The organism is Chitinophaga sp., assembly GCF_017745275.1.
Lineage (GTDB): Bacteria > Bacteroidota > Bacteroidia > Chitinophagales > Chitinophagaceae > Chitinophaga.
Window position 1 is genome coordinate 398082 of sequence record NZ_JAGHZS010000002.1, and the last position, 25549, is coordinate 423630.

The following is a 25549-nucleotide window of genomic DNA, read 5'->3' on the forward strand; positions in this document are numbered from 1 at the left end:
CCCGCAATAAAAAAAGTTTAGCATTTAGCTGCGAAACAGCTAAATGCTAATAGCAGCCTTTATTCCGGCTGATAAGGTCCACCGGGTTCTCCCCATCCCCATTTAGGCATCGGTTCATCCGGCTTTACCGGCAAATTGGTTTCATTGGAATTGATAATGGCAATGCGGGTACCCCATTCAATATACGCTACAAAAGCAGCACGGAATTCCGGGTCTGCCGGCAGGTTCATTTCATCGGCGGTAGCGAGGAGTAGCTGCACCCACCTCTGGCGATGTACTTCTTTGAGGTGTTTGCCCAGGTGCTTCTGAATCATGGCCGCATGGGAACCTTCGCCGTTGCTGTATAATTTAGGCCCGCCAAATACTTCAGCGATGAAGTGCGCTACATGCAATTGATGGGAGGGCGACATATGCTTAAATATCGGCCCGATTAAATCGTCCAATACAACCTTGTCATAAAAAGCGCGGATTAATTCTTCGAACACCGGCATGCCGCCGGCCCATTCATACAATGTGGGTATCGGTTTGTTGCTCATCTCTTTTTTCATAAAGCTAGAAAGTTTAGAAAAGAACTCCAAGGGCCTACCAAAGAGTAGGCGCCCATGGCTTAACAAAAGGGTAACACCATTTAAAAAATAAGTTTGCATTCGTTGAATACCTTGCGTACTTTCCATCATCGTGATCTGTGTATCGCGTTTGTGTTGTCATGGAAACTTTGAACGCGCTGTAGCAGTTGCCCGTAGCGGCCTAACCAGTATTTATCCCTGTCATCTTAGAAAATAAATAACGTCATGAAACGCATTTTTTTAGTCGTGTCAGTCATTACTTCTTTATCCGCAACAGCACAGAAAGCCCAACCCGTAGCGGCTATCATCGATGAGTTTTATCATCATCCGGAGCATATCATGGTTACGGCGCATCGTGCCGCACATACCAAATACCCGGAGAACTCGCTGGCAGCCATCCGGGAGGCGATTGAACAAGGCATTGACATTGTAGAAATTGATGTACGGGAAACGAAAGATCACGTGCTCATTATTATGCATGATGAGAAAATTACCCGTACAACTGGTAAGCCGGGCAAAACCACCGATTACACTTACCAGGAGTTATTGCAGTTCCCCTTGTTGTTTAACGGACAACCTACCAAAGAAAAGATACCTACGTTTGAACAGGTGCTGCAGCTTACCAAAGGCAAAATTATGGTGGATGTGGACTTTAAAGCGGATGGCGATGAAGCTGCCAAACAAACGGTAGATATGATCGCAAAACATAAAATGGAGCAACAGGTGTTGTTCTTTATTTATGAACATCCGTATGCTACACAGCTGCTGCAATGGAATCCAAAGTTACAGGTGATGCCACGTGCACATAGTATCGCAGAAATACATGAGATAGAAAAAATGGGTAAGTTTCCAGTGATTCATATCGATGATGATTTTTACACCGACTCTACCATGCAGCGTGTTGCCGGCAGCGGCACCCGGATCTGGATTAATACGCTGGGAGATTATGACAAGATGGAGGCGAAGCAGGCAGATAGCGGCTTTGATCAGCGCCTGAAAGATGCAAAGTATGCCAATGCTATTCAAACAGATTTTCCGGAGAAGCTATTGGCATACCTGCGTAAGAAGGGCCTGCACAAATAATTATTCGGCAGGATAATATTGTTTTAACCAGCTGATGACTTTCGCAAATACATCCATGGAAGCTGTTAACCCCATTCCATGTTTTTCCGTTGGATAAAGCTCAAACTGTGTCGGGATATTGAGCGATGTTAGTTTTTCATGTAGCTTTTTAGCCTGGCTAACATCTACAAGCGGATCTTGCCCGCCATGAAACAAAATAGTAGGTACACCACTGGCTTTGGTGAGCCGGTAGTAAGGACTGGCATCAAATGCAATCCGGGCGGCCGGATCCGGTTCATCCAGCAGGCGTGCTACTTTTTCATCTGCCTCTTTATTTTCCTGTCTTACTTTTTTATCGGCAAAATCTGTTGGTCCCCAAAGGTCCACCACAGTTTTGACCTGGCGTAAACTATCGCAGGCATAGGCGTATTGCAGGGCGAGGTAAGCGCCGGCACTGCCGCCTATCAAAGCAAACTGGTGGCCATCAAATTGTAGTTTTTTGGATTTGGAAGATATGAACGCCAACGCTTTTTTTACATCGTCCAGCTGAGCGGGGTAAATGTTCTGGTGATCCTTCCGGATCAGGCGGTAGTTCATAGACACCACGCCGTAGTGCAGTTTGCCGGCCAGTTCATCGATCAGCTGTTTCGGAAATTCTTTTTTGTCGCCGCCTGTCCAGCCACCACCATGCAGGTACACGATGATTTTAGTGCTGGCGGAATGATTTTCGGGAAGATAAGCATCCAGGGTATTATCGTCTCCGGCATCGCCATAAGGAACATTCTTCATGGTGATGTAGTTGTTGCTGCTGGCTACAGCCGGTAAAGCGGCGCCAGTATTGCCATCGCGGAGATTATTTGTTTTCAGGTAGGTGACGAGTGCCCCGGGGTGATCACTTTGCATGCCTTGTACACCTTTGCTTAATACTGTATTCCAGCTGGCCGGACCTTCTGAAGGTGTTTGTGCATCAAGCCATACCGCTACGCCGTGTTGACGGGTAACCGCCAGCATGGCGCTATCGGTGACATTGTCCAATACAGCAATGGCGAGATTGTCGAGCAGGTAGTTGAGTTGCGCGGTGGTGGTTACTTCATCAGGTACGCTGGTCATCAGCGGCATTTGTGGCGCTGTTTTTCTCCATAGTTTATATTGCTCTTTACTGTTGAGATATACGACTACCTGTTTTTCCATCCCGGCGGCCTGTATCTGTTTCCATGTTTCGGCTACGTCGGCGTCTTTGAAGTCGAGGTAAATATTCACTTTGTCTTTGCTGGCATGCAGGGCTTCCGCAAAGGTAGGTACGTGATAGTCTTTCCCATCTTTGCTATTGACTTTTAGTTGTTTGATTTCCTGCCAGGTGAGGTCTGCTACTTTTCCTTTCCCGTTGGTCATACGATCTACGGTAGCGTCGTGCATAAGTACCAGTTGTCCGTCTTTGGTGGTACGGAGGTCCAGTTCTGCATAGTCAGCGCCGCATTGGATGGTAGCATTAATAGCGGCTATCGTGTTTTCCGGCATCTCTACATGGTTGCCACGATGTGCCACTACCACGAATTTATTTTTGGTGGCCGGCAGCGGCGCTGCCTGTTGTGCAAAAGAGATCTGCATCCACAGGCAGGCGCCGGCAAACAGGAATATATGCTTCATCATTACAGGATCTGTTTAGTATCGGTCACGAATACACGGGTACTCACGGAGTAGGTGCCCCCGGTAGCATTTTTATATTGAAGGTCTACGTAAAAAGCGCTATAGCCGCTGGCTGGCAATGGGGTGCTCACTTTTACAGTTGATTTGCGGGCTTGTCCCAGGCTTTGGGACGACCATTTCTCATTACGGAAGTCCAGGTCGGTAGAGTTAGCGGTCCACAGGATCACATCTACCAGTTGATCAGCGGTTGCTTTGGCTGTGAGTTTTACTTTTCCGCGGCGGGTGCTGGTGTTCCAGCTACAGGCAGGATAAGCCTGTTGCGCCATGGTAGTTCCAAAGAATGCGCTCAATGCCTCAAAGGCATGTTTTTTATCGCCCAGGTTATGTCCTGCGTTGGGAGTGTAGTTGAGCATATTTTTGCCGGGGATGCTATCGAGGTAGTTTTTAACGTTGTCTACTACCCAGTATTCATCGTTGGTACCCATGAAAATCATTTTAGGCATGGTGAGCAACTGGCGGTAGGAATAAGGATCTATCATGGTGTTGATGGCTTGTCCGCCTTCCGTATGTGCTGCCTGTGGAATACCCAGTTTCACGTAGTCTTCAATTTGTATGCTGTATTCTTTCCACGTTTTGATTTGATAATCGAGGCTTACCGGCATGTTCAACACATCAATGACCATGGGGGCGATAGCGGTTACGCGGGAGTCGTTGGCACCGGTGAGCCAGGTGGTCCAGCCACGTTTGGAAGCGCCGGATACTACAAACCGGTTTACGTTTTGCGACCACCTTGCTTTGGAGAAGTCCTGTACTACGTCCATAGCACGCACGGCGCTTTTCACCATGGGGAACAGCAGGGGCCAGGTATAGTCGCCATCTTCTTTAAACTGGTGAAGGGTATAAGATATCAGCGCATCTTCTGTCAAGTTTTTGAAGAGTGGCTGATTGGGTGTTTGTCTGAGTACTGCAGTAATGGCTTTATTGGTATTAGCTACGGAGGCTATTTGCTGATATAGTTCATCCGTAGGACCGTTCCAGTTAGGAAGGCCATTTTTTACGGAGCCCCCGGTAATAAACAGCAGGGCGCCGTCATAGCTCACGTTGGCAGGTACAAAGATGACGAGCTGGTGTGTCCAGGTATAGTCGCGCCATTTCTGGGAGGTGAGTAATATGCTATAGCATTTTACCTGGCTGATATTAAAGGAGTCTTTCAACTCATAGTGGAAAGAAGTGTCGCCGTTGTTCAGGTAGCTTTTCAGTGCGGTGGCGGGTGTAATGGTTTGTTGTGCAAACGCTGCCACGAAAAAAAGCAGGTGAACAAACAGGGTGGCTGTTGTTTTCAGAAAGCGTTGTTTCATATGCGGAGGAGTGATTTATAGTAAGATAAAAAATGTTTACCATGGTTTGCCGGTGCCTTGAATAATCCATGGTTTGGACCAGGGACTGTTTTGGGGACCGTTGGCGCCAAAACCTGATTGAGGCGTTACTTCCAGCCGTTTCATGGCTTCTGTAACATTGGTTTTATTCAGGTTTCTTTCATCGAGCATATAGTATAGCCGTACCGGTAATACAGGTGCTTTGGCATAAGGGCCTGCGTGTAAGTTCGGATAGCCGGTACGTTTATAGTCGGCCCAGGCTTCTGTGGCGGTGGTCCAGCTGGCGATCCATTTCTGGGTAATGATCTGTTCCTGGGTATTATTGAATTTTACATTTGCCTGAGAGAGATAGGCGGCCAGGTTGCCACTTACGCCCCAGGTGTTGAACGAAGCTTTGATCCCTGCGTTGTAATGTGTTTCCGCATCGCCGGCAGCCCAGCCTTTAACGGCGCTGGCTTCGGCGAGGATGAAGTGTACTTCGGCTGCAGAGATCAGGCGTGCTTTCAGCAAAGGGCCTTTGGCTTGTTTGTAAATATCGTTGAGCCAGGATACGTGCGGATTGCGGGAAGCCTGTGCTGCATCGGGGCTTAAATTATATACTGCCGGGCCGGGGATAGCAGGTGGTAGTCCTACATAGTTCACATCCTGGTTAATATCTTTCAGGGTAAGTCCTTTTGCGGCGAGTACATCGGGTGATATATATCTTACTTTCCGGTTTTCTCCGTTTACCACGGTGTCTACCGCTTTGTATACGTTGCCGGTGCCGGGAGGTTGTTTATCATCTACCACCAGGAAGCATTGTACTTTGTTGGCCCAAACGCCGAGGCGTGGATCATGCAGTGACTCCAGGGAGGTAACGAGGGTGTTGCACATTTTCAGGCGGCGATAGTTGCTGCTGTCGCTGTCGTAGATGGCATTCGCCGGCCAGGAGTCCGCGTTGCTGTTGCCGGGAAACGACATGGTGGCATCATCAGCCGCATCAGTGATGATCGGGTACTGCGTTGGATTGCCCGCTATTTTTTCAATGCCCGCTTTGGCTATGGCAGGCAGCTTCTCTGATAAACGCATGTAATAACGTAAGGCGAGCGAATTAGCCATTTTGCGCCACTTTGCAGGGTCGCCCTGGTAGTATACGTCAACCGCATCAATGGGCGCCGGATAGGCGCTCTTAGGCTTAGAAAGTAAGGTGTTGGCTTTTTCCAGGTCAGAGAGTATGCCGGTGTAAATATCCTGCTGCGGATCATACACCGGTGTAGTGGCGGGTGGACCATCTTCACCTTTCAACGCCTGTGAATACGGCGCATCTCCCCACAAATCAGTGATGAGACCAAACATCATGGACTTCATGACGAGGGCTACACCTTGTTGTAATTCATTTTGTAAAGTAACGGCGCGGTTATATACCAGCTGGTTATTACGCAGGATATCGTAGTAGGCAGTCCAGCTATTGCTGCCACCCCAGTCGTATTCGTTGTGCGTAGTAGTCCAGCCGTCTTTCTGCGTATGCTGCATTACGCCGGCCATATCCTGGTAGCCCAGTGTCACGATTTCAATGCCCGCCTGTGTTAACACGGTAGACATCACCAGGTTGGGATTGATAGTAGCGGGATTGGAGCCGTTGGGGTTTTCGTTCAATTTCACCAGGTCCTTTTTACACGCCGTCATTGTAGTACCTAACAACCCAAGGCAAAGTATAATTGATTTAGTAACTGTTTTCATGTTGCTGAGTTAAATGAGCTCTTAAAAAGTAACGTTCAGTTTAGCGCCCATGGGAATAGACCAGGGAGTAACATTGTATCTTTCAATGCCCTGCATGAACTGCATACCAGAGCCTTGTACGGTGGTGGAAGGCTGGTAGGCGTTTTCCGGATCAATACCAATTTTAGCGGCCGTCCACAGGATAATATTCCGGCTGTAAATGGATACGCTGGCGTTTTGTACTTTAATACCGGAGAGCAGTCGTTTGGGCAGCTCATACGAAAGCGATACTTCCCGCAGTTTCAGGTAAGACGCCGGGAACAGGAATGCCCTGGTGAAAGACCAGGCTGTACTACCTGCATAAGGAAGGGTAGTAGTACCGGGGCCGCCCAGGTTTTCGATATAGCCGGTAGGGTTACCATTGGCATCATATCCTTTGGCTCTTACGCCGGGGATAAATACACCACCATAAGGCAGTACATACGGGCCATAGGCAAATCCGTAACCGTTGTATTCCGGCGTAGGGCCACCTACTAATGGAAAGTGATTGCCGCTGGGGATGACCAGTTCATCCTGGTGACTCACGAGATAATCCCTGAGTTCCTGTCCTTTCATATTACCAGGATTGGTGAGTTTATCGAGGAAGAGTTGGGAGTTACCTTTCTCTTCTCCATAACGGTAGGTTTGTGAAACGAAGTCGCCTCCGTTTCTCCAGTCGAAGGTCATGCTCAGCGTAAAGTTTTTATAGCTCACGCTGGTTTGCAATCCCATGATGAAGTTGGGGTTGAAGTTGCCGATTTTATTACGTGCATTCGTGGCATCTAAACTCTGCCATTTACCAGTATTATCCAGTAGCGGATAGCCATAGTAGGGAGATGATTTATCGGTAACGGTCACCAGTTGAGCATCGTAAATATCGCCGATGTCTTCTCCTACGTAGGTCCATGCACCTCCTTTACCTTCCTGCCAGAGCGTGTAGTAAGGCAGGTCGTCAGGCAGGGAAATGATTTTTGTTCTGTTGCGGGTGAAGTTCACGTTTACATCCCATCGCCAGTTTTTCTGCTGCACGGGTGTACCGCCAAGGGTTAATTCTACACCGCGGCTTCTCAGCAAACCGGCGTTGATGTTGCGGGAGGAAAATCCTGACGATGGCGCTGTTTTAGGACTGAAGATCTGGTTTTTGTTTTCCACCATGTACCAGGTGGCCGCAAAACGCAGGCGATTTTTGAACAGGTTGATATCGGCGCCACCTTCGTAAGAGGTAGCGATTTCCGGTTTCAGGAAAGGATTGAGCAGGTTACCGGAAGTAGATAAACGTGGGATATTTCCCCAGGCGCCGGCATTATACAGTGTAGCCAGCAACTGGTAAGGAGAGGCGTCGTTACCTACCTGGGCGGCGCCGGCTCTTAGTTTGACCAGGTTAATATTGTCGGAGGTAAGGTGTGCCATTTCATTCACGAGCAAACTCAATGAGGCCGCCGGATAAAAATAGGCCGCAGCATCAGGAAGGGTGCTGGACCAGTCCGTACGACCCGTTACATCGAGGTAGGCCATACCTTTATAGCCTACGTTTAACATACCATAGATGCTGTTCACTCCTTTCTCGAACATGGTGCTGTTATAGTTCAGGTTTTGTGGTGCAATATTTTGAATGGTGTATACGCCGGGTGTATTTAAACCGGTACCGTCTTTGGTAGAAGTGATAATATTTTTGCCGGTCTGATAGCGTTTGTTACCACCTGCGGAAACAGAGAAGTCGAAGTTGCCGATATCTTTCTTATAGGTCAGCAACACATCTATATTGCGTTCAAAGTTGCTGAGATTGATGATACCATATGCGCCACCGGGATTGTTGATGTAGCTGTTGGCAATTTTTGTTTCTCTTTTTTCATTGTAGGTATCCAGTGAGTAACGGGCCATGAAGCTGAGGGAAGGCAATATTTTCCAGTCGGCCCTGATGTTACCGAATACGCGGTCTCTCACAAAGCCATTTTTCACTTCATAGGCGAGGAAGTAAGGATTGTTAAAAACGCCGTTGGCTTGTGTACGTTGTTGCAGGCCTTCCTGTCCGGGCATCCAATAATCTCTCAGGTCGCGCACATCGATGTGTGGAGAAATGGAGTATACAGCCTGTAATGGATTGGCGCCCCTGTCGCCTGCGGGGCGGTTATTGGAATTGGTGCGACTGAAATCAATGTTGGTGGTGAAGCTTAATTTTGAATTGGCCTGTAAGCTGGAATTCAGGTTCAGTGCGTTTTTAAATAAGTCGGTGTTAGGAATGATGCCTTTGCTGGTCATGTTGGCGTAACCTACACGATAAGCAATCTTTTCATTGTTGTTGGCCAGGGAAACAGCGGTGGTGGTGGTCATGCCGGTGTTTACAAAATTCTTCACGTTGTTCTTGTGCGATACCAGTGGCATAGGAATGGGTTTGCCGTTCTGATCTTTTGGGCTGTTCCATTGTACTTCTTCATAACCCTGATCCAGCTCCGCTCCGAAAGTGGCGTCAATGTTTTCCGTGATAATAGTACCAAAAGGATTGGTGAGCATGTTACCGCTGCGTGATACGGGGATACCGGAGAATTGCCCGGACCCGAATTTGGTTTGCCATTTCAGGTATTTGTACGGGATATCAAATACGGTATTCACAGAAGCGTTGACGGTAGCGCGGTTTACTTTTTTACCTGTTTTGGTGGTGATCAGTACTACGCCGTTACCCGCGCGGGAGCCGTATAATGCAGCAGCGCTGGGTCCTTTCAGGATGGTAACACTTTCGATGTTGTCGGGATTGATATCTGAGATAGCGTTGCCATAGTCTACTTTATTATCTTGTCCGATCTGGCTCACGTTATTCACGGTGTTGGCCAGTGGTACGCCATCTACTACAAAGAGCGGCTGGTTGTCGCTGCTGAGGGATGTGGCGCCGCGGATGATCATGCTGACGGAAGAACCGGGACCGCCGGTAGAATTGATGGTCACCCCTGCTACTTTACCGGACATGGAATTCAGGAGGTTTTCCTGGGTAACGCGGTTAAATTCTTTGCCGCCGACTTCTTCTACGGAGTAGCCGAGTGCTTTCTTTTCTCTTTTAATGCCGAGGGCGGTGACGAGTACCTGTTCCAGCTCTTCTACTTTTTTTTTCAGGACAACTGACAGCGATAATTTGCTGGAGTCATTAATGGTGTAGCCTTTCAGGGTATCGGTGGTATAGCCGGCATAGTTAAAGATAAAGCGGTAAGGGCCGCCGGCGGGTAGTTTCGGGAAAGTGAAAATACCTTTTTCATTGGTGAGGGTATTGGCCAATACCTGGTTGTCTGCATTTTCTACTCTTACCATCACCCGCGCCAGGATTTCGTTGTTGGCATTTTTGATGATGCCGATGGCGGAGGGGTGTGTATTCTGTGCCAACAGGCTGCCTGCACATAACTGCGATAACAGCAGCAGCCAAATCGTTTTGGTGGGACGATCTTTTCGGGATTGTCGGATGTTTACACGCATAAAATATTTCATTTTTAGGCAAAAGGAATCACGGGCAGCCTTTTCAGGATGCAGTTAGTTACAGTTAAAGATGATTATATCCGGCTTACGGTGTTACGTAAATAACATTGTTTGTTTGCTTTATCGTCAGGTTGTTTAACGTGGCGATGGTAGACAGAAAATCGGTCAGGGATTCTTTGCTACTATCAAATGTTCCGGTAAAGCTCATGTCTGAGAGCGTACCTTCCTGGAATTGAATGGTGAGGTGATATTTCTCCGACATCAACCTGAAAATATTCGCCAGTGGTTCGTTATTGAACGTGAATATTTCCTTTTCCGGTTTCGTGATCACCTGTTTATTGGGTGTATGCCCGTTTTTATTGATTATGGCCGTCATGCGGACCGGATCAAACGAAAGGTCTTCACCGGGCAGCAGGTACGTGGTTTTTAGCCCCTTGCTGTTCCCCAAACTATCTGGTTGCACCCTTACCTTGCCGCTGATCAGTTGAATGCGGATAGGTCCTTTTACGGCGTTCCAGGCGGTAACTTTAAAAACAGTTCCTAAGGCAGTAGTAGCCAGGTTACCTGCATGCACGGTAAATGGTTTGTTTTTGTCGGGGGCTACTTTGAATACGGCTTCTCCCGTTAAAAATATTTCCCGGCCGGTAATGGCAAAAGAAGACAAGTACTTTAGCTGACTACCCGGCGCCAGTGCTGCCGTGCTACCGTCTTTCAGGCGTATCGACATTATTTTTCGCGTATGATTGGCCTGTTGTATGTAAGGATCTGGTGCTGCAACCCGCCGGGCCGTTGGAGTTACTACTGCAATTGGTGCTACGGGCTGGTGGTGATACCTGCTCCATGCAAAGCCGGTGAGTGCGGCGCCTAATACCGCCGCCGCGATCCATTTGTAATAAATGGTTTTCACTTTTTTCTTTTCCCAGGTACTACTTTCAATGACGGCCAGCATTTTATCGGAAACGTCGGTTGATAAAGTGTGCTCCGGGTGAAAAGAATGCCAGCTCTCCTCTGTTAACCAGGGCTGCAGCGCTTCGGGATGCTCCGCGAAATAAGCGGTGACAGCCTGCTTTTCTGCTTCGTTACATTCTCCCCGGAAAAACTTTTCAAGTAATGTTGCTGGATGCTTCATATGTAGTATTCGTTTGAAAACAGTAAATCCCTCACTGCTTAACAATAAGTAAATATTCGGGTAAGAAAAAAGGATCAGCAAAACCAGGCAACGATGGCCGGTAATAACAACAACAGGGAGTCTTTTAGCTGTCGTATTGCACGTACAATGTGATTTTCAACTGTTTTGGGAGAGATAGATAACTGCCTGGCAATTTCTTTATGTGGAAGTCCTTCAAAGCGGCTTAGTTTAAAAACATTTCTCCTGATGGGAGATAGTTGTTCTATACTATTATATACCCGCGTTAATTCTTCTTTCACGGTAAGGTCTGTTTCCATGTGCCAGTCGGGCGTTTCGCGCACCATTGATTCGGTATGCCGGTTCCTGACCTGTTGTTTGCGCAGGAGATCCGTCATCACGCTTTTGGCTATACGAAACAGTTGCGCGGAGATATTATAATTTGTTGATAGTTTCTCTCTTTTTTCCCAAAGTAATATGAAAGATAGCTGTACCGTCTCTTCAGAGAGGTAAGCGGAATGTGTACATTTCAATACGTAGAAATAGAGCTTTGTATGATATTGTTGATATACCATTTTGAAACGCTCGATATTTCCATTCTTTATATCCTGTACGATACTTTCCATAATGATCGCAAATATCTAATGGACCTAAACAAGATACAAGGAATTGCTGATTATATTATTGTTATTTTGGCCGCTCCTTACTTCTTCAGTTTCAATACTAACGGAGCCGTGGCTACGTTTGGAATGGTGACTGTGATCGACAGGTCCAGGGCGGAGTCGCTAACATTTTCTATCCAGTGTGGGTCCTTGTCGCCTTTCCCGTTTGTTAATAAAAATACGGCGTCATGCACATCCAGTTTCCAGGTGCCCGCATTGCCGGCAGTGGGCAGTATCAGGTCTGTACAGCCTTTGATGGCAAACTGGCCATCTGCGCTGAACTGGTAGGTATTGGTGGTAGTGCAGGTGAATAAAGCGCCTGCCGGGCCCAGCAGGGGGGCCAGCTTAATAATGCTGGTGCCAGCCGGGATGTTTTGTCCGCCGAGCTTCACCGGTACAGCGAAAACAATATCCTTTTGTTGCCAGTTACCTGCTATCAGTCCGTATTTCTCCGACTTTGCGGGGGCAGCGTCCTTATTCTTTTTACAGGACGCCATCAGCAGTTGCACTGCTGCCAATAGTGCCAGTACTTTTACAGGGATGGAATTACGCATAACTTTTTAAGTTAAATGATAGGGATGATGAATGAGTTGCTTCGGAAGCCTTTATAATGTATTCGTTTGGAAATGATAAATCCCTCACGGGTTAACAATTAGTTCATATTAACAAGGGGAAGTGATGGTAAAACAAAGGGAGGGGTAACGGCAACGGATCATCGTAACGGGGAGAAAAGGACAACCTCTTTACCTTTATGCCCGGATAGGTTGCGGCATTTGTAAGCGTTTGAAAAGCAAGGCAGAGATGCCAATGATGATCAGTTTCTGTACCGTGTTAGGAGTGCAAATCATCTGACCTGGTTTTATTCGTTTCTGGCTAACAGGCATAGTATATACCGGAGTACAGCGAAAGAAATCCGCTTGTCGCGCATGCACAACATCCGCAGCAGGAGCCAGTAGTTGTATAGGCGGAAGCGCACCGGTTTCATGACACGGGTTGTTGGTAGCTTTTTCTTTCTGTGTAGCCTGGTTAGCTGGTCAGGTAAGCCCATACCCGCAACATTGCTTTGCAGGTATGGGTGAAGATATATGCCAACCGGGATAATATCATTCCGGTAAGAATAAGAATGGATATACCACATCGGGCATTACTTTTTTTCAGGCTAGTTGAATTTAAAAACACTGAGCAGTACGATAATAAAGATGAAAATAATTTGTACCAGGTGATAGTTCTTTAAGCCGGTTTTTACTTTCCCGGGAATGGCATCATCGGTGCTGACGGCCTTATTCAGGCGGGAGCGCTGCCGTTGCCCTATCACCAGGGCGTTGGCTATTACGAGTAACACCAGTCCAAACTTTATCCGGAACCAGGTTTGTTCCCCGAATACGCCGTGGGTCATTGCCATAATACCCACACCGGATAAAATGATTACGCCAATGCCTATACGTGTAGTGATCATAAAAGGCGATATTGCCTGTAGTACGGCCGGGGCCTTGCCTGCATCAGTAGTGTATTGCTTCCAGAATTGGCGGATGCCGATAAAGTCTGCAATAATGGATCCCGCGAAAAGCAGGAAACCTGTCAGATGTATTACGATGAAGCTTTGAAGAAGGGTTTGTGTTGACATGAGCATGAAGATTAAATTACTATAATACCGAAATACTTTTTGTAAATGTATATCGGAAATATAGTAAAAACAAAATTTCCGAAGTATTTTTTATATTTTTACTTCGGAAATAATACAACTGTTACATGAATAAAGCCGTAGCGCTGATTACAGCATGGGGCGCTTTCGATGATCGCCATCCTGAAAGCAGCCTGGAAGATTTTTGCCGCCACTACCTGGCCAGGGAGAAAAGTGAAGTAAAAGCAGTGCCTGCGGGGCGTTTCATGCCGGTTACCAACGATGGTATCCTGATGCGTTGCATTGGCCGGATATTTAAGTTGCATACTATTTATACCGTAGCAGCATTGGAAGGCACCGGCATCAGCAATATTGACGAATACGCACTGCTGAATACCGTAGCGCAACTGAAAGAGCCACGGAAAACGGAAGCCATCTATGTGGCATTACTGGAGCTTTCTACCGGCACCGATAAGCTGAACCGGTTAAAAAAATTGGGGTACCTGGCAGAATACGATGATAAGGAAGATAAGCGATCCAAGCGACTGAAAGTAACAGCTAAAGGAGAGAAAGTGCTGGTGGTTTGCAGAAAACGTATTGGCCAGCTGGCTGAGATCATGTTCCATGACCTCACAGAAGATGATAAGCAACTGGCATTTCAATTATTGAAAAGCGTAGACGAAAAATTTACCAGTATCTGGCAATCCCATAAAGGAAAAGAATTTGAAGAGATTTATAAGGAGATAGCTGTTAGCAGGTAGTTTTTAGCTGTTAGCTTCTAGCTGTTAGCTTCTAGCAAAATGCAGCGAAGATGATGTTAGGTCGATCTTCGCTGCATTTTGCTAGAAGCTAACAGCTATTTCGCTACTTCCATGCACCAGGTTACACAGTGCCAGGTCTTTTTAAATGCCTGCCCTTCATGCTCACCGCTGTTGGTATCCGTGAAGGTGCCTTCCAGCATATACCGGCCCACCCATGCAGGGGAGAACGTAATATCGCCCTGTTGATTGGCTTTGATTTTTTTTGACCATCCTTCTGCGGATTGGATGGTAACGTCACCACCTGGTGGTGCTGCCTTTTTATAGCTCAGTTGAATCTTTTCCGGCTGGTGGAGTTTAGGCCTCTGTTGATGATTTGCCAGTAGTACAAAATCCGTATAGGCGGGCACGTTATCTACTCCTTTGAGCGAGCCGTTTACTTTTACCAGCCCCAATGCATAATAGTGAATTTTACTGTCCCCATAAATGGCCTGCACAGTATGGTCAATGGATAACACATGTGCGCCGGCTACTTTCGGTGTAAAGGTCGCCGCAAAGTGGTTGCCGGCCGGTGTACAGGTGAGTGGTGTTTTTTGTCCGTCGGGGGTAACAAGGAACAACGTAAAGGCCGACATATTGCTGAACCAGTGCTGGGTGGAGTCGCGCTCATTTTCAGAGAATTCACCAAAGAATACTTTAACGGTTTGTGCCTGCCCGATTTTACCATTGGTGTCTGTCTCAATCCAGATGGCATGGGCAAAAAGCGCTTGTATGCTGCAGCATAAAATAACAGAAAACAGGAATTTTTTCATTCTATTTATATTTAGATCATTACAGCCGATAAAACTAGTATGCGATGGTCAGGATAACTTTTCAAAAGAGGAAAATGATTTGCGCAATCGGGAAAAATGGCTGTGCCCCTGCAGGCATCGTTATAAACGCAGCGTGCTAGTGGATGCTATCAATTTTTCCGTCCACCAGGTGAATAGTTTGATCTGATTTAACCGTAATGTCTTCATCATGGGTGACCATCAGGATAGATGACATATGCCAGGCATGAGCAGAGCGTCTGCTGTGTTGGTGGAATGTTGGGAGACATGGTTTGCCTTGTTGCTGTGGATGGTCAGTAATAAGAGGATACCTGTTTTTATTTCTATTGGTTCTGAAATAAAAGAACCAATGAGTGCAAAAAAATGATTACTTACTTTTTCTTTTTAACTCCACTGTTCTTTTCCATCTTTCGAGGATCAACGGAATTTCGAACAACATCATTTTGTATAGTTCTGATACATCTTCCAGTTCTGCGTTGAAGTCGTCATCCACTTTTCTTGTTGCGCTGATGTCATCGAGTGCAGAATAGAACTCCTTGATCTTTTGCGATAACGTTACCTCGCTGAACATATTATGTATGCTAACAGAGAAGTAGCGCTTTCTTTGCCCACCAATAGTTTTAGCTTCTATCATCCGGGCAGACTCTAACATTTTCAGCGCATTGGATACGGCACTTTTACTGACACCAAAGTATCTTACCATTTGTTCGAAAGTGGCCTGGTGTTGTTCACTCAGCAACAGGTAAATGAATATCCTCGCCGCCACAGGGGTAAGCCCCATCGACTCCATTGTGTTACTGTGTTGTTCTATTTTCGCCCTGTATTTTTCCAATCCTGTTATAGATGTCAGGGTATAAAGGTAGAAAAGTTGTTTGGTTCTCTTTTAGGAGAACCAAATATTTTTTTTTCTTTCCCCTCAGCTCTATTATCTTTAAAAGCATCGTACTGATAGTAACGAGGATAGGAGCACGCCATACAGGTATCCTTCTGCCGGTGAAAACTAAATTTATCTTCCTATAAAATAAACTTACATGAGCAATACCGCCACAGAAAGAGCGCGGATGCCGGAAGGCGACAGCAGCGTTTTAGATAGCAGAAGTTTGGCCAACAGCTACGCCACTTTAATACCTGTTTTACGTGAGGGAATGCGTGTACTTGATGTAGGCTGTGGTACCGGCGCTATATCAGCAGGTATTGCCGCCGCAGTTGGTACTGCGGGCACCGTTATTGGTATCGACAGCAGCACCCACTTAATCGCCAAAGGGCAGCAGGATCATGCCGCTGTGCCTCAACTGACACTGCTTACAGCCGATTTGTTTACTTATGACCCAGAAGAAAAATTTGACCTGATTGTTGCCGCCCGCGTGCTGCAATGGTTAAATAATCCAGCAGAAGCATTGCGGCATTTGAAGTCGCTGTTACGCCCCGGAGGTATCCTGTCGATACTGGATTACAATCACACCCAACTGGAATGGACACCTGCGCCACCTGCCGCCATGCAGCACTTCTACGACGCCTTTCTTCGCTGGCGCGCAGATGCGGGCATGGATAACGATATGGCGGATCATTTGCCGGATATTTTTTCGCAGTTGGAATTACACCACATCGAAACATTATCCGCCGATGAAGTGTATACCCGTAGCCACCCGGCATTTGCAGAAAAAGTAGGTATCTGGTCTAAGGTAGCGGAACTGCGCGGCCCGCAAATGGTGGCTGCCGGAGTTGTTACAGAAGCAGAAAGACTGGCCGCCATCACGGCATATGATGCTTGGATAAATACGGCCGCAGAAAAAATGGTGATGAAATTGAAGGAAGTGCGGGCCACTGTTTGAGTCTATAAAATGGAATCCATCATTACATGAAAACACGCATTTATTGGCTGGAGAAATTTCCCAATGGTGCCTCCTTAGGCATCATGCCACGGCCCCGTGGCGACGACTGGCTCGAAGATGATATCCGCAGCATCAAAAAGCAGGGCGTAGATGTATTGGTGTGCCTGCTGGAACCCGCTGAAATAAGGGAGTTAGCGCTTACGATGGAGCAGGTAACTGCCATCAGAAATGGTCTCCGGTTTATTCATTTCCCTTTCCCGGACCGGGAAGCGCCCCCCACCGGCTCTTACACAGAAAAGTTGCTTCGCACATTGGAAGCAGCTATCGACAACGGTGAAACTATTTGTATACATTGCAGGATGGGCATCGGCAGATCTGCGATCATTGCCGGCAGCCTGATGCTCCTAAAAGGTGCCCGCTATGATGACCTGCTCGCCAAAATCAGCAAAGCCCGTGGCCTTAAAGTGCCGGATACTGCCGAACAGGAGTCCTGGTTGAAAAGCAGGGCGAGGTAATGACAAACAATGATAATACCGGTCATTACCTGTATCAAAAACGGACATATTAAAAAATAAATACTGCTTAATGTACTGGCGTTTATTTCGGTCAACCATGGCATAGTTTTTCAATGTCTCCCATAACTGATATAAATGATCATGATAAGCAACTATTTCCGCATTGCCTGGCGTAATCTTGTCCGCAACAAAACATTTTCTGCTATTAACATTATGGGATTGGCGCTGGGCATGGCCTGCAGCCTGTTAATGTTATTGTGGGTACAGGACGAACGCAGCATGGATCAGTTTCATGTTAATCATGATTACCTCTACCAGGTATACCTGCGTCAATCTGCCGATGGCAAAGTAGATGGTAGTTATCTCACGCAAGGCCTGCTGGCAGACGCTTTAAAGAAAGATGTGCCTGAAGTGGAGCTGGCCAGCGGATGGCAGGCATATCCTCCCATTGCTTTCCAGGCAAATAATAAAGCGGTAAAAATGGCGGGAGGCTATGCCGGCGCAGATTTCTTACGCATGTTCAGTTACCCTTTACTGCACGGAGATAAAGATGTTACCCTGGGAGCTCCCGGCACTATTGCTATTTCCAGGCATATGGCGGAATTATTTTTCGGAAGCCCGGAAAAAGCCATTGGTCAGCTGATCCGCTATGAAGATACCACCAGCCTGGCTATTAACGCGGTATTTGAAATACCCGCCGCCTCGTCTGTTCAATTTGATTTTATTCGTAGCTGGGATGATTTTGTGGCCACCAACCCGTGGGCAAAAACCTGGGGCAGCGCAAGTCCAGCTACGTATATCCAGCTCCGTGCCCAGGCTGACCCTGCCAAAGTAGCTGCCAGGCTGAAAGAGTTTCTCTATCACTATCAACCTAAAAATAAAGAATCAACCACTGAACTGGGATTGCAACCCTATGGCGAAAAGTACCTCCACAGCACTTTTGAAGAAGGACATCCGGCCGGCGGCCGTATCGCATACGTAAGGCTCTTTACCCTGCTGGCTGTTTTTATTTTGCTCATCGCCTGCATTAACTTTATGAACCTCGCCACCGCACATGCTGCCAAAAGAGCCAAAGAAGTAGGCGTGAGAAAAGTGGTGGGCGCCCGTCGTGGTGTATTAATCAGCCAGTTTATCGGGGAAGCACTCCTGTTGGTATTTGTAGCGACAGGCATCGCCGTATTGGTATCCATCTTACTATTACCTGCATTTAATCACCTCAGTGGAAAGCAACTTTACCTGCCATTCGACAAGGGCACTTTTTGGCTGGTATTATCCGGATTAGTACTGTTAACCGGCTTCGTAGCCGGCAGTTATCCCGCCTTGTTTTTATCCTCCCTGCACCCGGCCCGTGTGCTGAAAGGTGGCCTGAAATTCAGCAGCGGCGGCGCTCATTTCCGCAAAGGTCTCGTTGTTTTCCAGTTTGTCTTGTCTATTGTGTTGATAGTGGGAATGATGGTGATATACCGGCAAATGGATTATATACAAACTAAAAACCTGGGCTACGACCGGCAACATTTACTCTATATTCCACTGGAAGGTGAACTGCTCTCCAAATACGATGTATTTAAGGAACAGGCTATGAACATACCCGGTGTGCTGGCCATCACAAAGATGAAGGAATCGCCGACAGTGATTGAGCATCATAAAGGCGGCATTAACTGGACTGGTAAAGATCCCAGCCAGGATGTTTCTTTCGCAGATGCTGCAGTGGGCTACGACTTTGTAAAAACTATGCGCCTGCAACTTCTAGATGGACGCGATTTTTCCCGCGAATACGGGAATGATTCCGGCAGTTATATTTTAAATGAAGCGGCTGTTAAAAGAACGGGGTATACAAATCCCATAGGGCAGCCTTTTACACTCGGTAGTGTACCCGGAAAAATTATTGGCGTCCTGAAAGACTTCCACTTTACATCCATGCACGAAACGATATCGCCGCTGGTGATTCGCCTGGATAACCGTCCCAAATGGGGCACCATCCTGGTGCGTACCACCGGTGCTAAAACCAAAACGGTACTGGCTGAATTGACTGGTATCTGCAAAAATATAAACCCTAATTTCCCGTTTACGTACCAGTTTTCCGATGAAGAATATACGCGGCTATACAAGAGTGAGCAGTTGGTGAGCCAGTTATGCAACTACTTCGCCGCACTCGCTATTTTCATTTCCTGTTTAGGATTGTTTGGCCTGGCGCTGTTTACAGCCGGACAACGCACCAAAGAAATCGGCGTCCGGAAAGTATTAGGCGCTTCCGCCACCAATATCTTCCTGCTGCTGTCTTCCAGCTTTCTCCAGCCCGTAGTAATAGGAATGGCCATTGCCACACCTTTGGCGTGGCTGGCCATGCATCATTGGCTGAAAAATTTTGCCTATAAAGTTGAGCTGGATTGGTGGGTGTTTGGCCTGGCAGGTATCGTTACGCTTGTCATCGCGTTGGTTACCGTGAGCTTTCAGAGTGTACGTGCCGCCGTGATGAATCCCGTGAAAAGTTTAAGAACAGAGTAGCGTTTATTTCATCGCTTTTTTCCGTAACCGGCTTAATGTTTCCGGTGTCATGCCCATCATGGAAGCCAGGTACTGTAACGGTACCAGGTTAAACAGCTCCCCATGTTGCTGCAACAGCTGATGGTAGCGCTGCTCGGCTGTTAGCGACAACAGGTTAAAGATGCGGTCTTCCATCAGGGTAAAACAACGTGCAATAAACAGTTTCTCTAACAGGTGCCATTGCGGAATATGCTGACCAATATTATGGTAATCCGTTTTGTTGATCGTATAAAACTCACAATCTGCCAGTGCCACAATGTTATACCTGGAAGGTTTGTTGAAAATAATCCCAGCCAGGTCTGTTACGAAATAGCCTTGATAAGAAATCCACTGCGTAATTTCTTTCTCCTCACTGTTGGCATATACACGGAGTAACCCCGACTTATGAAAACTCAGCTGATCGCAGATGCGGCCGGCTTTCAGGAAGTATTCTCCCTTGGATAGGGTGGTGAGCTGAAAGAAGGGTGTAATCTTTTCTATTTCTTCTTTCGGGATGCCAAAGTAGCCGTTGATATATTGTGCCAGTTCTGTCAATGGAGATGTATTTTGATGGGAAGTTAGGGTTTCCGGAGGAGAAGAATACGTTTTTTTGGTTACCTTCCCTCAGTGAATACGCTTAATCCCTGTTTAACTTATGTATTTAAAGCTTTTTGAAGTTTTCCAATCTAACTTTCTAAAGGTAAGTTTGCTAACCTGTTTCCTGATGGCTTGTAAAAGTAATAATGCGCAGCTGTCAGAAGAGGAAAAAGTACTGATGATAGCGAAAGATACCGCTATTAAGGTTTATGGAAAAAGAATCATACAAGGAGAGCTCCCACTGGTGGCCACGAAGAAGAATGATTCCCTTTGGGTAGTCGAAGGAACTATGCCAGATGGATTTGTGGGGGGTACGGTATATGTTGAAATATTAAGAGATAGTTTGAAGGTGGTGAGAATGACGCATTATAAGTGATTATTAAATTTGAATATCATGGGAAATGGCATCTTTCGTTAAAAAAGGCAATAAGGTATTTATTGATTACAAGTATTTGATAGGTATCACTGCCAGCTTCAGGCAAGTGGATTTATCGCTTGATAGATCCAGGTGGAACGATTGGGAGGAGTTATGTTTGTTTTATAAGGAAAGATCAGATGCAGAATATTTTTTTGATTTTTTTATAGGCGTGTGTAAGCAACTTAATTTATCTCCTAAATATTATGGATTATCATGGAGATCATATAGGGTTGACGCTATTGTCTCCAGGATTTTTCGACGGTTTTTTTTGCCGCAAAACTATGTGACTATTCAGGAGTTGGAAACGGGTTATTACCTGCTAAACGAATTTAAGGGCTTGTTAGCAAATAAATCTACCGAGCCTAAAGATATGGAGCCTGTGCGTTACCGGATTGCCGTTTTTTACGCCAATTGGCTATGGCCTAAGTTGAAGCGGAGAGATTATTGGGAGGTCATGAAGGTGGAACATTATTTTCAAAATGAGCGGTTGGTGACGCGGTCATTGGAGGAGCTTACAGGATTCAGAGTACAATAATTTAGAAATGTATGATAGATGAAATAGTTAAACGGTATGGAGATTTTTCAGACGCACTCATTTGGAGGTTTTCTTTTGAGAGCAATGTTCACAGTGCTTCCGGAAAAGGAAGCATAGAAGTGCTGATTAACTGTATGAATCATGAGGGTAATTTTGAATGGGAAAGGATAATATTAGTTTTTGAAGAAGTATTGTGTTTTCGGTTTGCTGAAAATAGAAGAACCTCATCTGTAGTAGTAAATGCTGTAATGATAAAGCAAGAACACGATGAGATTGTTTTTGATTTTTTTCCATTGATATTGGCAGATGGAATAGCTGAGAACCCTCAATCTGATTTAATTATCCGGTGCAAACGGGTTAAATACACCAGCGTGTGAAAAGTAATTGAATGTTCAAATCTATAAATATGATGTAATGAATTTTGATTTTGATGACCAGTATTGGCACGACTCAACTCTCGAAAGTATCTTCCTCGACAGGAGAGATCCAGGGAATAATGATATTATAGAGATGGTTATTGACTGGTATGAAGGCCATCCAAAGTCAAAAATCATATTTAGAGGAGTCTGTTTATTTAAGGCTGCTATGAATTCGGGAATTAAGGTGAAGGAATCAATAGATATGGCTTATATCGCACCTGCCGATGATCCGGATTTATTGAACTTTTATAAGATATGGAAAGGCGCTTTTGATAACGTCAAATTGAATTGCTACATTATTCAAACAAATTCTACAGGAAGTGAAATAAAAATACTGGCGGAAAGTGTTGAGATGGTGCCTTATAGCGTATAAAGCACAAATTTTATGATAGTTAGTGAGATAGCCCCTGGTATTATGTCTCATGAAAAAAAGTATTGTCAATTGAAAATTATTAAATGTCTTGTTCCTGCATTTTTCCTTCTTATCATCTGCGTTAACTGCTATTTAACCTTAGCTAAACATAGGCCATTGGACAAATTTGCATGCCTGATGCTATTTTTACTGGTACTGGCGTGGCTGGGAAAACGAAGTATATTTTGGATAACAGGTGCTGTGATCTGTTGTTACGGAATTTATAGTTTATTGTTTATAAGTCCAAAAGCTGCGGAAGCTACTTCTATGGAGTTTACATCTTCCTTAAACTATCTAATATTCGGGAGTAAGACAGGGGCTTCAATGCATCAACTAATCAGGTTGATACCTTTATTTTTCTATCCTTCTTTTTTTGTTTTTTGTATTATACAAATCAGAAAAAGGGTAATATTGCGTAAAAGCTATATTAGACCACAATAGCACCTAACAACCAATGTCCATCCTTGACACCTCTAAAGATCCATTAGCTAAATCCTTCATCGCCGGAAAAACGCCGGCAACCTTATCCTTGCTTCATCATTTCCTCGAACAATATGCGGCTTTGAATAAGGATATTTACCTGTATCCCACCAAATCCATGCTGGGTATAGGCCTTGGTGATAAGCGAATTGCCTGGGTGACACAGTTGGGAAAAAACTTCGTACACATTGTATTCCCATTTGAAAAAGCATATCCGGATAATTTATGTTTCCAGAAAATAGCGCCTGTACCTGGTGATGCACGTCAGGTGAACCATCATTTTCGTATGTATTCACCAGAAGATGTAAATGACGAGGTAATGCAGTTTATGCGGTTGTCAATGAAATCACTCTGATTTCAGCGCCTTTACCGGGTTAGCCAGCGCGGCTTTGATCGATTGTATGCTCACCGTCAGCAGGGCAATCGCTACTACGATCAGACCGGTAACGGCAAACATCCACCATTGTATTTGTATGCGGTAAGCGTATTCCTGCAGCCATTGGCTCATGATGTACCAGGTCACCGGGGTGGCGATGAAGAGCGCGATAGCCGCCAGTTTAACAAAATCTTCCGATAGTAAATTTACGATGCTGGTCACAGAAGCCCCCAGTACTTTCCGGATACTTATTTCTTTACTGCGTTTGGTAATGTTGTAGGCGGTAAGGCCCAGGATGCCCAAACAGGTAATAAACAGCGTAAACCAGGAGAAGAGCTGTACAATTTTACCGAATTGCAGGTCTGCTTTGTATTGCTCATCATATAGTTCGTCGAAGAAATGGTATTCAAATGGATAGCCCGGATATTGCTGCTGCCAGAGGGCTTGCATTTTTGCAATGGTCTGCCCGATATCTTTGGTATGTAATTTAGCAGAAAAGAAACTGCCTCCGTTGCCGCGATACCAGTGAAGCATTGGAAGTATCGCAGTTTTTAAAGACTGTTGATGATAATCTTCCACCACACCTGCAATAATGCTGAAGTGGTTAGGGCTGTTCCAGGAAAAGGAAAGCTTTTGCCCGATGGCTTCTTCCGGGGTATTAAAGCCAAAAAGGCGACAGGCCTCCCTGCTAAGGATGACCTTATCATTATGGGAAGCGTCACCCCGGAAATTGTCGCCGGCCAGCAATTTAAGGTTCATCACCGGCAGGAAATTTTCATCAATACCATAAGCATAGATGACCGTATTCAGGCCGATGTTGGAACCTGGCCGGTGAATACCACTCATGGTAGCCAGTTCGTGTAAGCTGGCGCCGGGTAGCGCTTCTGATGCCGTGATTTTTTCTACTTCCGATAGTTGGGATACGTTGTTGATATACGCGGTGGTTTGCTGCCGGCGGATAGAATCCATTACTTTACCTTGTCCGGATGGCACCCTGAGTATCAATGTCTGGTCGGTGCTGAGGCCCAGGTCCTGGTGGCGCATATAAGACAGCTGTTTGAAAACAATGAGCGAGGCGGACAATACTATCAGGGCTGCCGCAAATTGACCTACTACCAACACTCTTCTAAATAGCGTGCTTGCAGAAGAAGTAGTAAAAGATCTGCGTGTAACGCTGACAGGTTTCACCGCCGATAGCACCAGGGCGGGATATACCCCGGAGAGTATACAACTGAATACAAAAAGCGCCAGGGTGCTGAGCCAGAAGAAGGAGGACCGGAAGAAATCTGCCGTAACAGGACGTCCGGTCAGTTTTACATAGTAAGGTAATAGTAGGACTATCAGTGCCAATGCAAGGGCAATGGCGATGGTGTTGGTTAATATAGTTTCTGTCATGAATTGTTTCACCAGTGATATTCTGGAAGAGCCCAACGCTTTGCGCATTCCCGTTTCTTTGGTGCGGTCGGCGGCGCGGGCAGTGGTCAGATTTACATAGTTTACCGCGCCTGCCAGCAACACAAGTATGGCAATCACCACCATAAACTGTACGGTTTTCAGGTCACCGTTTTCTTCCGGCTCGAACGATTTATGTGATAACAGGTGTATATCTTTCATGGGCTCCGCTTTCATCTTGTTATCCTTTAGTTTTTCTTTGGCTACCTGCATCAACTTGTTGTTGAAGGCCGCGAGGCTGGCATGGGGGAGTAGTTGCACATAGGTATAGTTATTATTACCGTTCCAGCTTTCGGGATCAAGTCCTCTGCCAATCAGGGAGTTGAAAGAGATGAGCAGATCAAATTTCAAGTGAGTATTGGGTGGTACATCTTTAATAACACTGGTAATGGTATAGGTCCAATCGCCATCCCGGAGCAATTTTCCTACCGCAGGCTCGTTACCAAACATTTTTTTGGCGAGAGATTCCGTCACCACGGCCTGGTTAGGTGCCGTGAGTGCTGTGGAGGGTTGTCCGGCTATAAAGTCATAGTTGAAAACGGTGAACATGGAATTATCTACCGCATATGTTTCTACCTTGAAAACTTTTCCGTCGGCTTCCACGGTGGGAACTTCTTCCAGGTGTTCTACCCGCACATAATCCACTACTTCGGGAAATTGTTTTTTGATCAATGGCCCCAGTGGTGGATGTGTTTCGCAATCCGTCATTTCATATTCAGCACCTCTGTATCTATCGAGTGTAATGCGATAAATGTTATCGGCATTTTTGTAAAAGTTTTCATAGCTGTATTCAAACCGCGCATAATTGATGATAAACAAGAATGCTGCTGTTGCCAGTGCCAACCCCAGTATGTTGATGATAGCATAAAACTTATCTTTTCTGAGATTGCGCCAGGATATTTTCAGGTAATTCAGAAACATATTTCGGTAGTTTGGTAAACTGCCGTTCCGGGTCACAAGAAGGTTGCCATTTAATGGTGCCGCTGTCATAGGGTGTTTCCCGGGAGCGGCATTATCCGGGATGTCCGGAAACGGACATTTTTGTCCGGTATCGGCAGTTGCCCGAATATATTAATTATTTCGGGAGAAAGGAAGCCGGCACGGTGTGTCTTTTGTTTCAAATGAGGGCATATGCTGCTTAACTAA

At 46.0% G+C, this 25549-nt stretch carries 24 protein-coding genes; 10 read left to right on the top strand and 14 right to left on the bottom strand.

Translation table 11 applies throughout. From position 1 onward, the window contains the following. Window positions 1-59: 59 nt before the first annotated feature. The gene (locus tag J7623_RS07360) at window positions 60-548 is read right to left on the bottom strand and encodes a group II truncated hemoglobin (RefSeq protein WP_291919091.1); all 489 of its coding nucleotides are present in this window, start codon (window positions 546-548) and stop codon (window positions 60-62) included. A gap of 243 nt (window positions 549-791) precedes the next feature. Here J7623_RS07360 and J7623_RS07365 point away from each other — a divergent pair, with 243 nt between their 5' ends. Next, entirely contained in the window at window positions 792-1649 is an 858-nt protein-coding gene (locus tag J7623_RS07365) for a glycerophosphodiester phosphodiesterase family protein (protein WP_291919094.1), read from the top strand. On the opposite strand, the gene J7623_RS07370 is transcribed toward J7623_RS07365, so the two are convergent. From J7623_RS07370 to J7623_RS07410, 9 genes are all read right to left on the bottom strand, one after another. After that, window positions 1650-3278 carry a glycerophosphodiester phosphodiesterase family protein gene (locus tag J7623_RS07370; protein ID WP_291919097.1) on the bottom strand — a complete coding sequence of 543 codons (1629 nt, stop codon included), beginning with the start codon at window positions 3276-3278 and terminating at the stop codon, window positions 1650-1652. Continuing rightward, window positions 3278-4633 (bottom strand): PhoPQ-activated protein PqaA family protein, encoded by a 1356-nt coding sequence (locus tag J7623_RS07375; RefSeq protein WP_291919099.1) that lies wholly within the window; start codon window positions 4631-4633, stop codon window positions 3278-3280. The genes J7623_RS07370 and J7623_RS07375 overlap by 1 nt, the downstream gene beginning before the upstream one ends. A 36-nt stretch (window positions 4634-4669) precedes the next feature. After that, window positions 4670-6370, bottom strand: coding sequence for a SusD/RagB family nutrient-binding outer membrane lipoprotein (locus tag J7623_RS07380; RefSeq protein WP_291919101.1), 1701 nt, complete (start codon window positions 6368-6370; stop codon window positions 4670-4672). Window positions 6371-6391: 21 nt separating this feature from the next. Beyond that, on the bottom strand, window positions 6392-9847 hold the full coding sequence (locus tag J7623_RS07385) for a SusC/RagA family TonB-linked outer membrane protein (protein ID WP_291919103.1): 3456 nt from the start codon (window positions 9845-9847) through the stop codon (window positions 6392-6394). A gap of 85 nt (window positions 9848-9932) precedes the next feature. Then, on the bottom strand, window positions 9933-10976 hold the full coding sequence (locus J7623_RS07390; RefSeq protein WP_291919105.1) for a FecR family protein: 1044 nt from the start codon (window positions 10974-10976) through the stop codon (window positions 9933-9935). 74 nt (window positions 10977-11050) lie between these two features. Continuing rightward, window positions 11051-11599, bottom strand: coding sequence for an RNA polymerase sigma-70 factor (locus tag J7623_RS07395; protein WP_291919107.1), 549 nt, complete (start codon window positions 11597-11599; stop codon window positions 11051-11053). Between the two features lie 77 nt (window positions 11600-11676). After that, on the bottom strand, window positions 11677-12189 hold the full coding sequence (locus J7623_RS07400) for a hypothetical protein (protein WP_291919108.1): 513 nt from the start codon (window positions 12187-12189) through the stop codon (window positions 11677-11679). A gap of 305 nt (window positions 12190-12494) precedes the next feature. Continuing rightward, window positions 12495-12773 (bottom strand): hypothetical protein, encoded by a 279-nt coding sequence (locus J7623_RS07405; protein ID WP_291919109.1) that lies wholly within the window; start codon window positions 12771-12773, stop codon window positions 12495-12497. Window positions 12774-12794: 21 nt separating this feature from the next. Further along, window positions 12795-13259 carry a hypothetical protein gene (locus J7623_RS07410; protein ID WP_291919110.1) on the bottom strand — a complete coding sequence of 155 codons (465 nt, stop codon included), beginning with the start codon at window positions 13257-13259 and terminating at the stop codon, window positions 12795-12797. 125 nt (window positions 13260-13384) lie between these two features. Here J7623_RS07410 and J7623_RS07415 point away from each other — a divergent pair, with 125 nt between their 5' ends. Continuing rightward, complete coding sequence (locus J7623_RS07415; RefSeq protein ID WP_291919112.1) at window positions 13385-14017, top strand: winged helix DNA-binding protein; 633 nt, start codon at window positions 13385-13387, stop codon at window positions 14015-14017. Between the two features lie 95 nt (window positions 14018-14112). Here J7623_RS07415 and J7623_RS07420 read toward each other — a convergent pair whose 3' ends face one another. Together J7623_RS07420 and J7623_RS07425 are read right to left on the bottom strand one after the other, a co-directional pair. Further along, window positions 14113-14826 carry a hypothetical protein gene (locus J7623_RS07420; protein WP_291919113.1) on the bottom strand — a complete coding sequence of 238 codons (714 nt, stop codon included), beginning with the start codon at window positions 14824-14826 and terminating at the stop codon, window positions 14113-14115. A gap of 385 nt (window positions 14827-15211) precedes the next feature. Continuing rightward, a complete protein-coding gene (locus J7623_RS07425) occupies window positions 15212-15676 on the bottom strand; it encodes a MarR family transcriptional regulator (protein ID WP_291919114.1) in 465 nt (154 codons plus the stop codon). A gap of 199 nt (window positions 15677-15875) precedes the next feature. Between J7623_RS07425 and J7623_RS07430 the strand changes: the two genes are divergently transcribed. The 3 genes from J7623_RS07430 (at window position 15876) to J7623_RS07440 (ending at window position 19696) form a co-directional block, all read left to right on the top strand. After that, window positions 15876-16676: a methyltransferase domain-containing protein gene (locus J7623_RS07430; protein ID WP_291919115.1), complete on the top strand. Its 801-nt coding sequence runs from the start codon at window positions 15876-15878 to the stop codon at window positions 16674-16676. 26 nt (window positions 16677-16702) lie between these two features. Beyond that, the gene (locus J7623_RS07435; RefSeq protein WP_291919116.1) at window positions 16703-17191 is read left to right on the top strand and encodes a dual specificity protein phosphatase family protein; all 489 of its coding nucleotides are present in this window, start codon (window positions 16703-16705) and stop codon (window positions 17189-17191) included. Window positions 17192-17326: 135 nt separating this feature from the next. Then, window positions 17327-19696 carry an ABC transporter permease gene (locus tag J7623_RS07440; RefSeq protein ID WP_291919117.1) on the top strand — a complete coding sequence of 790 codons (2370 nt, stop codon included), beginning with the start codon at window positions 17327-17329 and terminating at the stop codon, window positions 19694-19696. 3 nt (window positions 19697-19699) lie between these two features. Here the strand turns inward: J7623_RS07440 and J7623_RS07445 are convergent, their stop codons facing one another. Continuing rightward, window positions 19700-20269: a Crp/Fnr family transcriptional regulator gene (locus tag J7623_RS07445; protein ID WP_291919118.1), complete on the bottom strand. Its 570-nt coding sequence runs from the start codon at window positions 20267-20269 to the stop codon at window positions 19700-19702. A 169-nt stretch (window positions 20270-20438) separates the two neighbouring features. Between J7623_RS07445 and J7623_RS07450 the strand changes: the two genes are divergently transcribed. From J7623_RS07450 to J7623_RS07470, 5 genes are all read left to right on the top strand, one after another. Then, window positions 20439-20687: an NTF2 fold immunity protein gene (locus J7623_RS07450; RefSeq protein WP_291919119.1), complete on the top strand. Its 249-nt coding sequence runs from the start codon at window positions 20439-20441 to the stop codon at window positions 20685-20687. Between the two features lie 25 nt (window positions 20688-20712). Further along, window positions 20713-21264 carry a hypothetical protein gene (locus J7623_RS07455; RefSeq protein WP_291919120.1) on the top strand — a complete coding sequence of 184 codons (552 nt, stop codon included), beginning with the start codon at window positions 20713-20715 and terminating at the stop codon, window positions 21262-21264. Window positions 21265-21275: 11 nt separating this feature from the next. Continuing rightward, the gene (locus tag J7623_RS07460; protein WP_291919121.1) at window positions 21276-21641 is read left to right on the top strand and encodes a hypothetical protein; all 366 of its coding nucleotides are present in this window, start codon (window positions 21276-21278) and stop codon (window positions 21639-21641) included. Window positions 21642-21678: 37 nt separating this feature from the next. Further along, window positions 21679-22056: a hypothetical protein gene (locus J7623_RS07465; RefSeq protein WP_291919122.1), complete on the top strand. Its 378-nt coding sequence runs from the start codon at window positions 21679-21681 to the stop codon at window positions 22054-22056. A gap of 493 nt (window positions 22057-22549) precedes the next feature. Then, window positions 22550-22930: a hypothetical protein gene (locus tag J7623_RS07470; RefSeq protein WP_291919123.1), complete on the top strand. Its 381-nt coding sequence runs from the start codon at window positions 22550-22552 to the stop codon at window positions 22928-22930. Here J7623_RS07470 and J7623_RS07475 read toward each other — a convergent pair. Next, a complete protein-coding gene (locus J7623_RS07475; RefSeq protein WP_291919124.1) occupies window positions 22922-25324 on the bottom strand; it encodes an ABC transporter permease in 2403 nt (800 codons plus the stop codon). The genes J7623_RS07470 and J7623_RS07475 overlap by 9 nt on opposite strands. Window positions 25325-25549 lie beyond the last annotated feature (225 nt).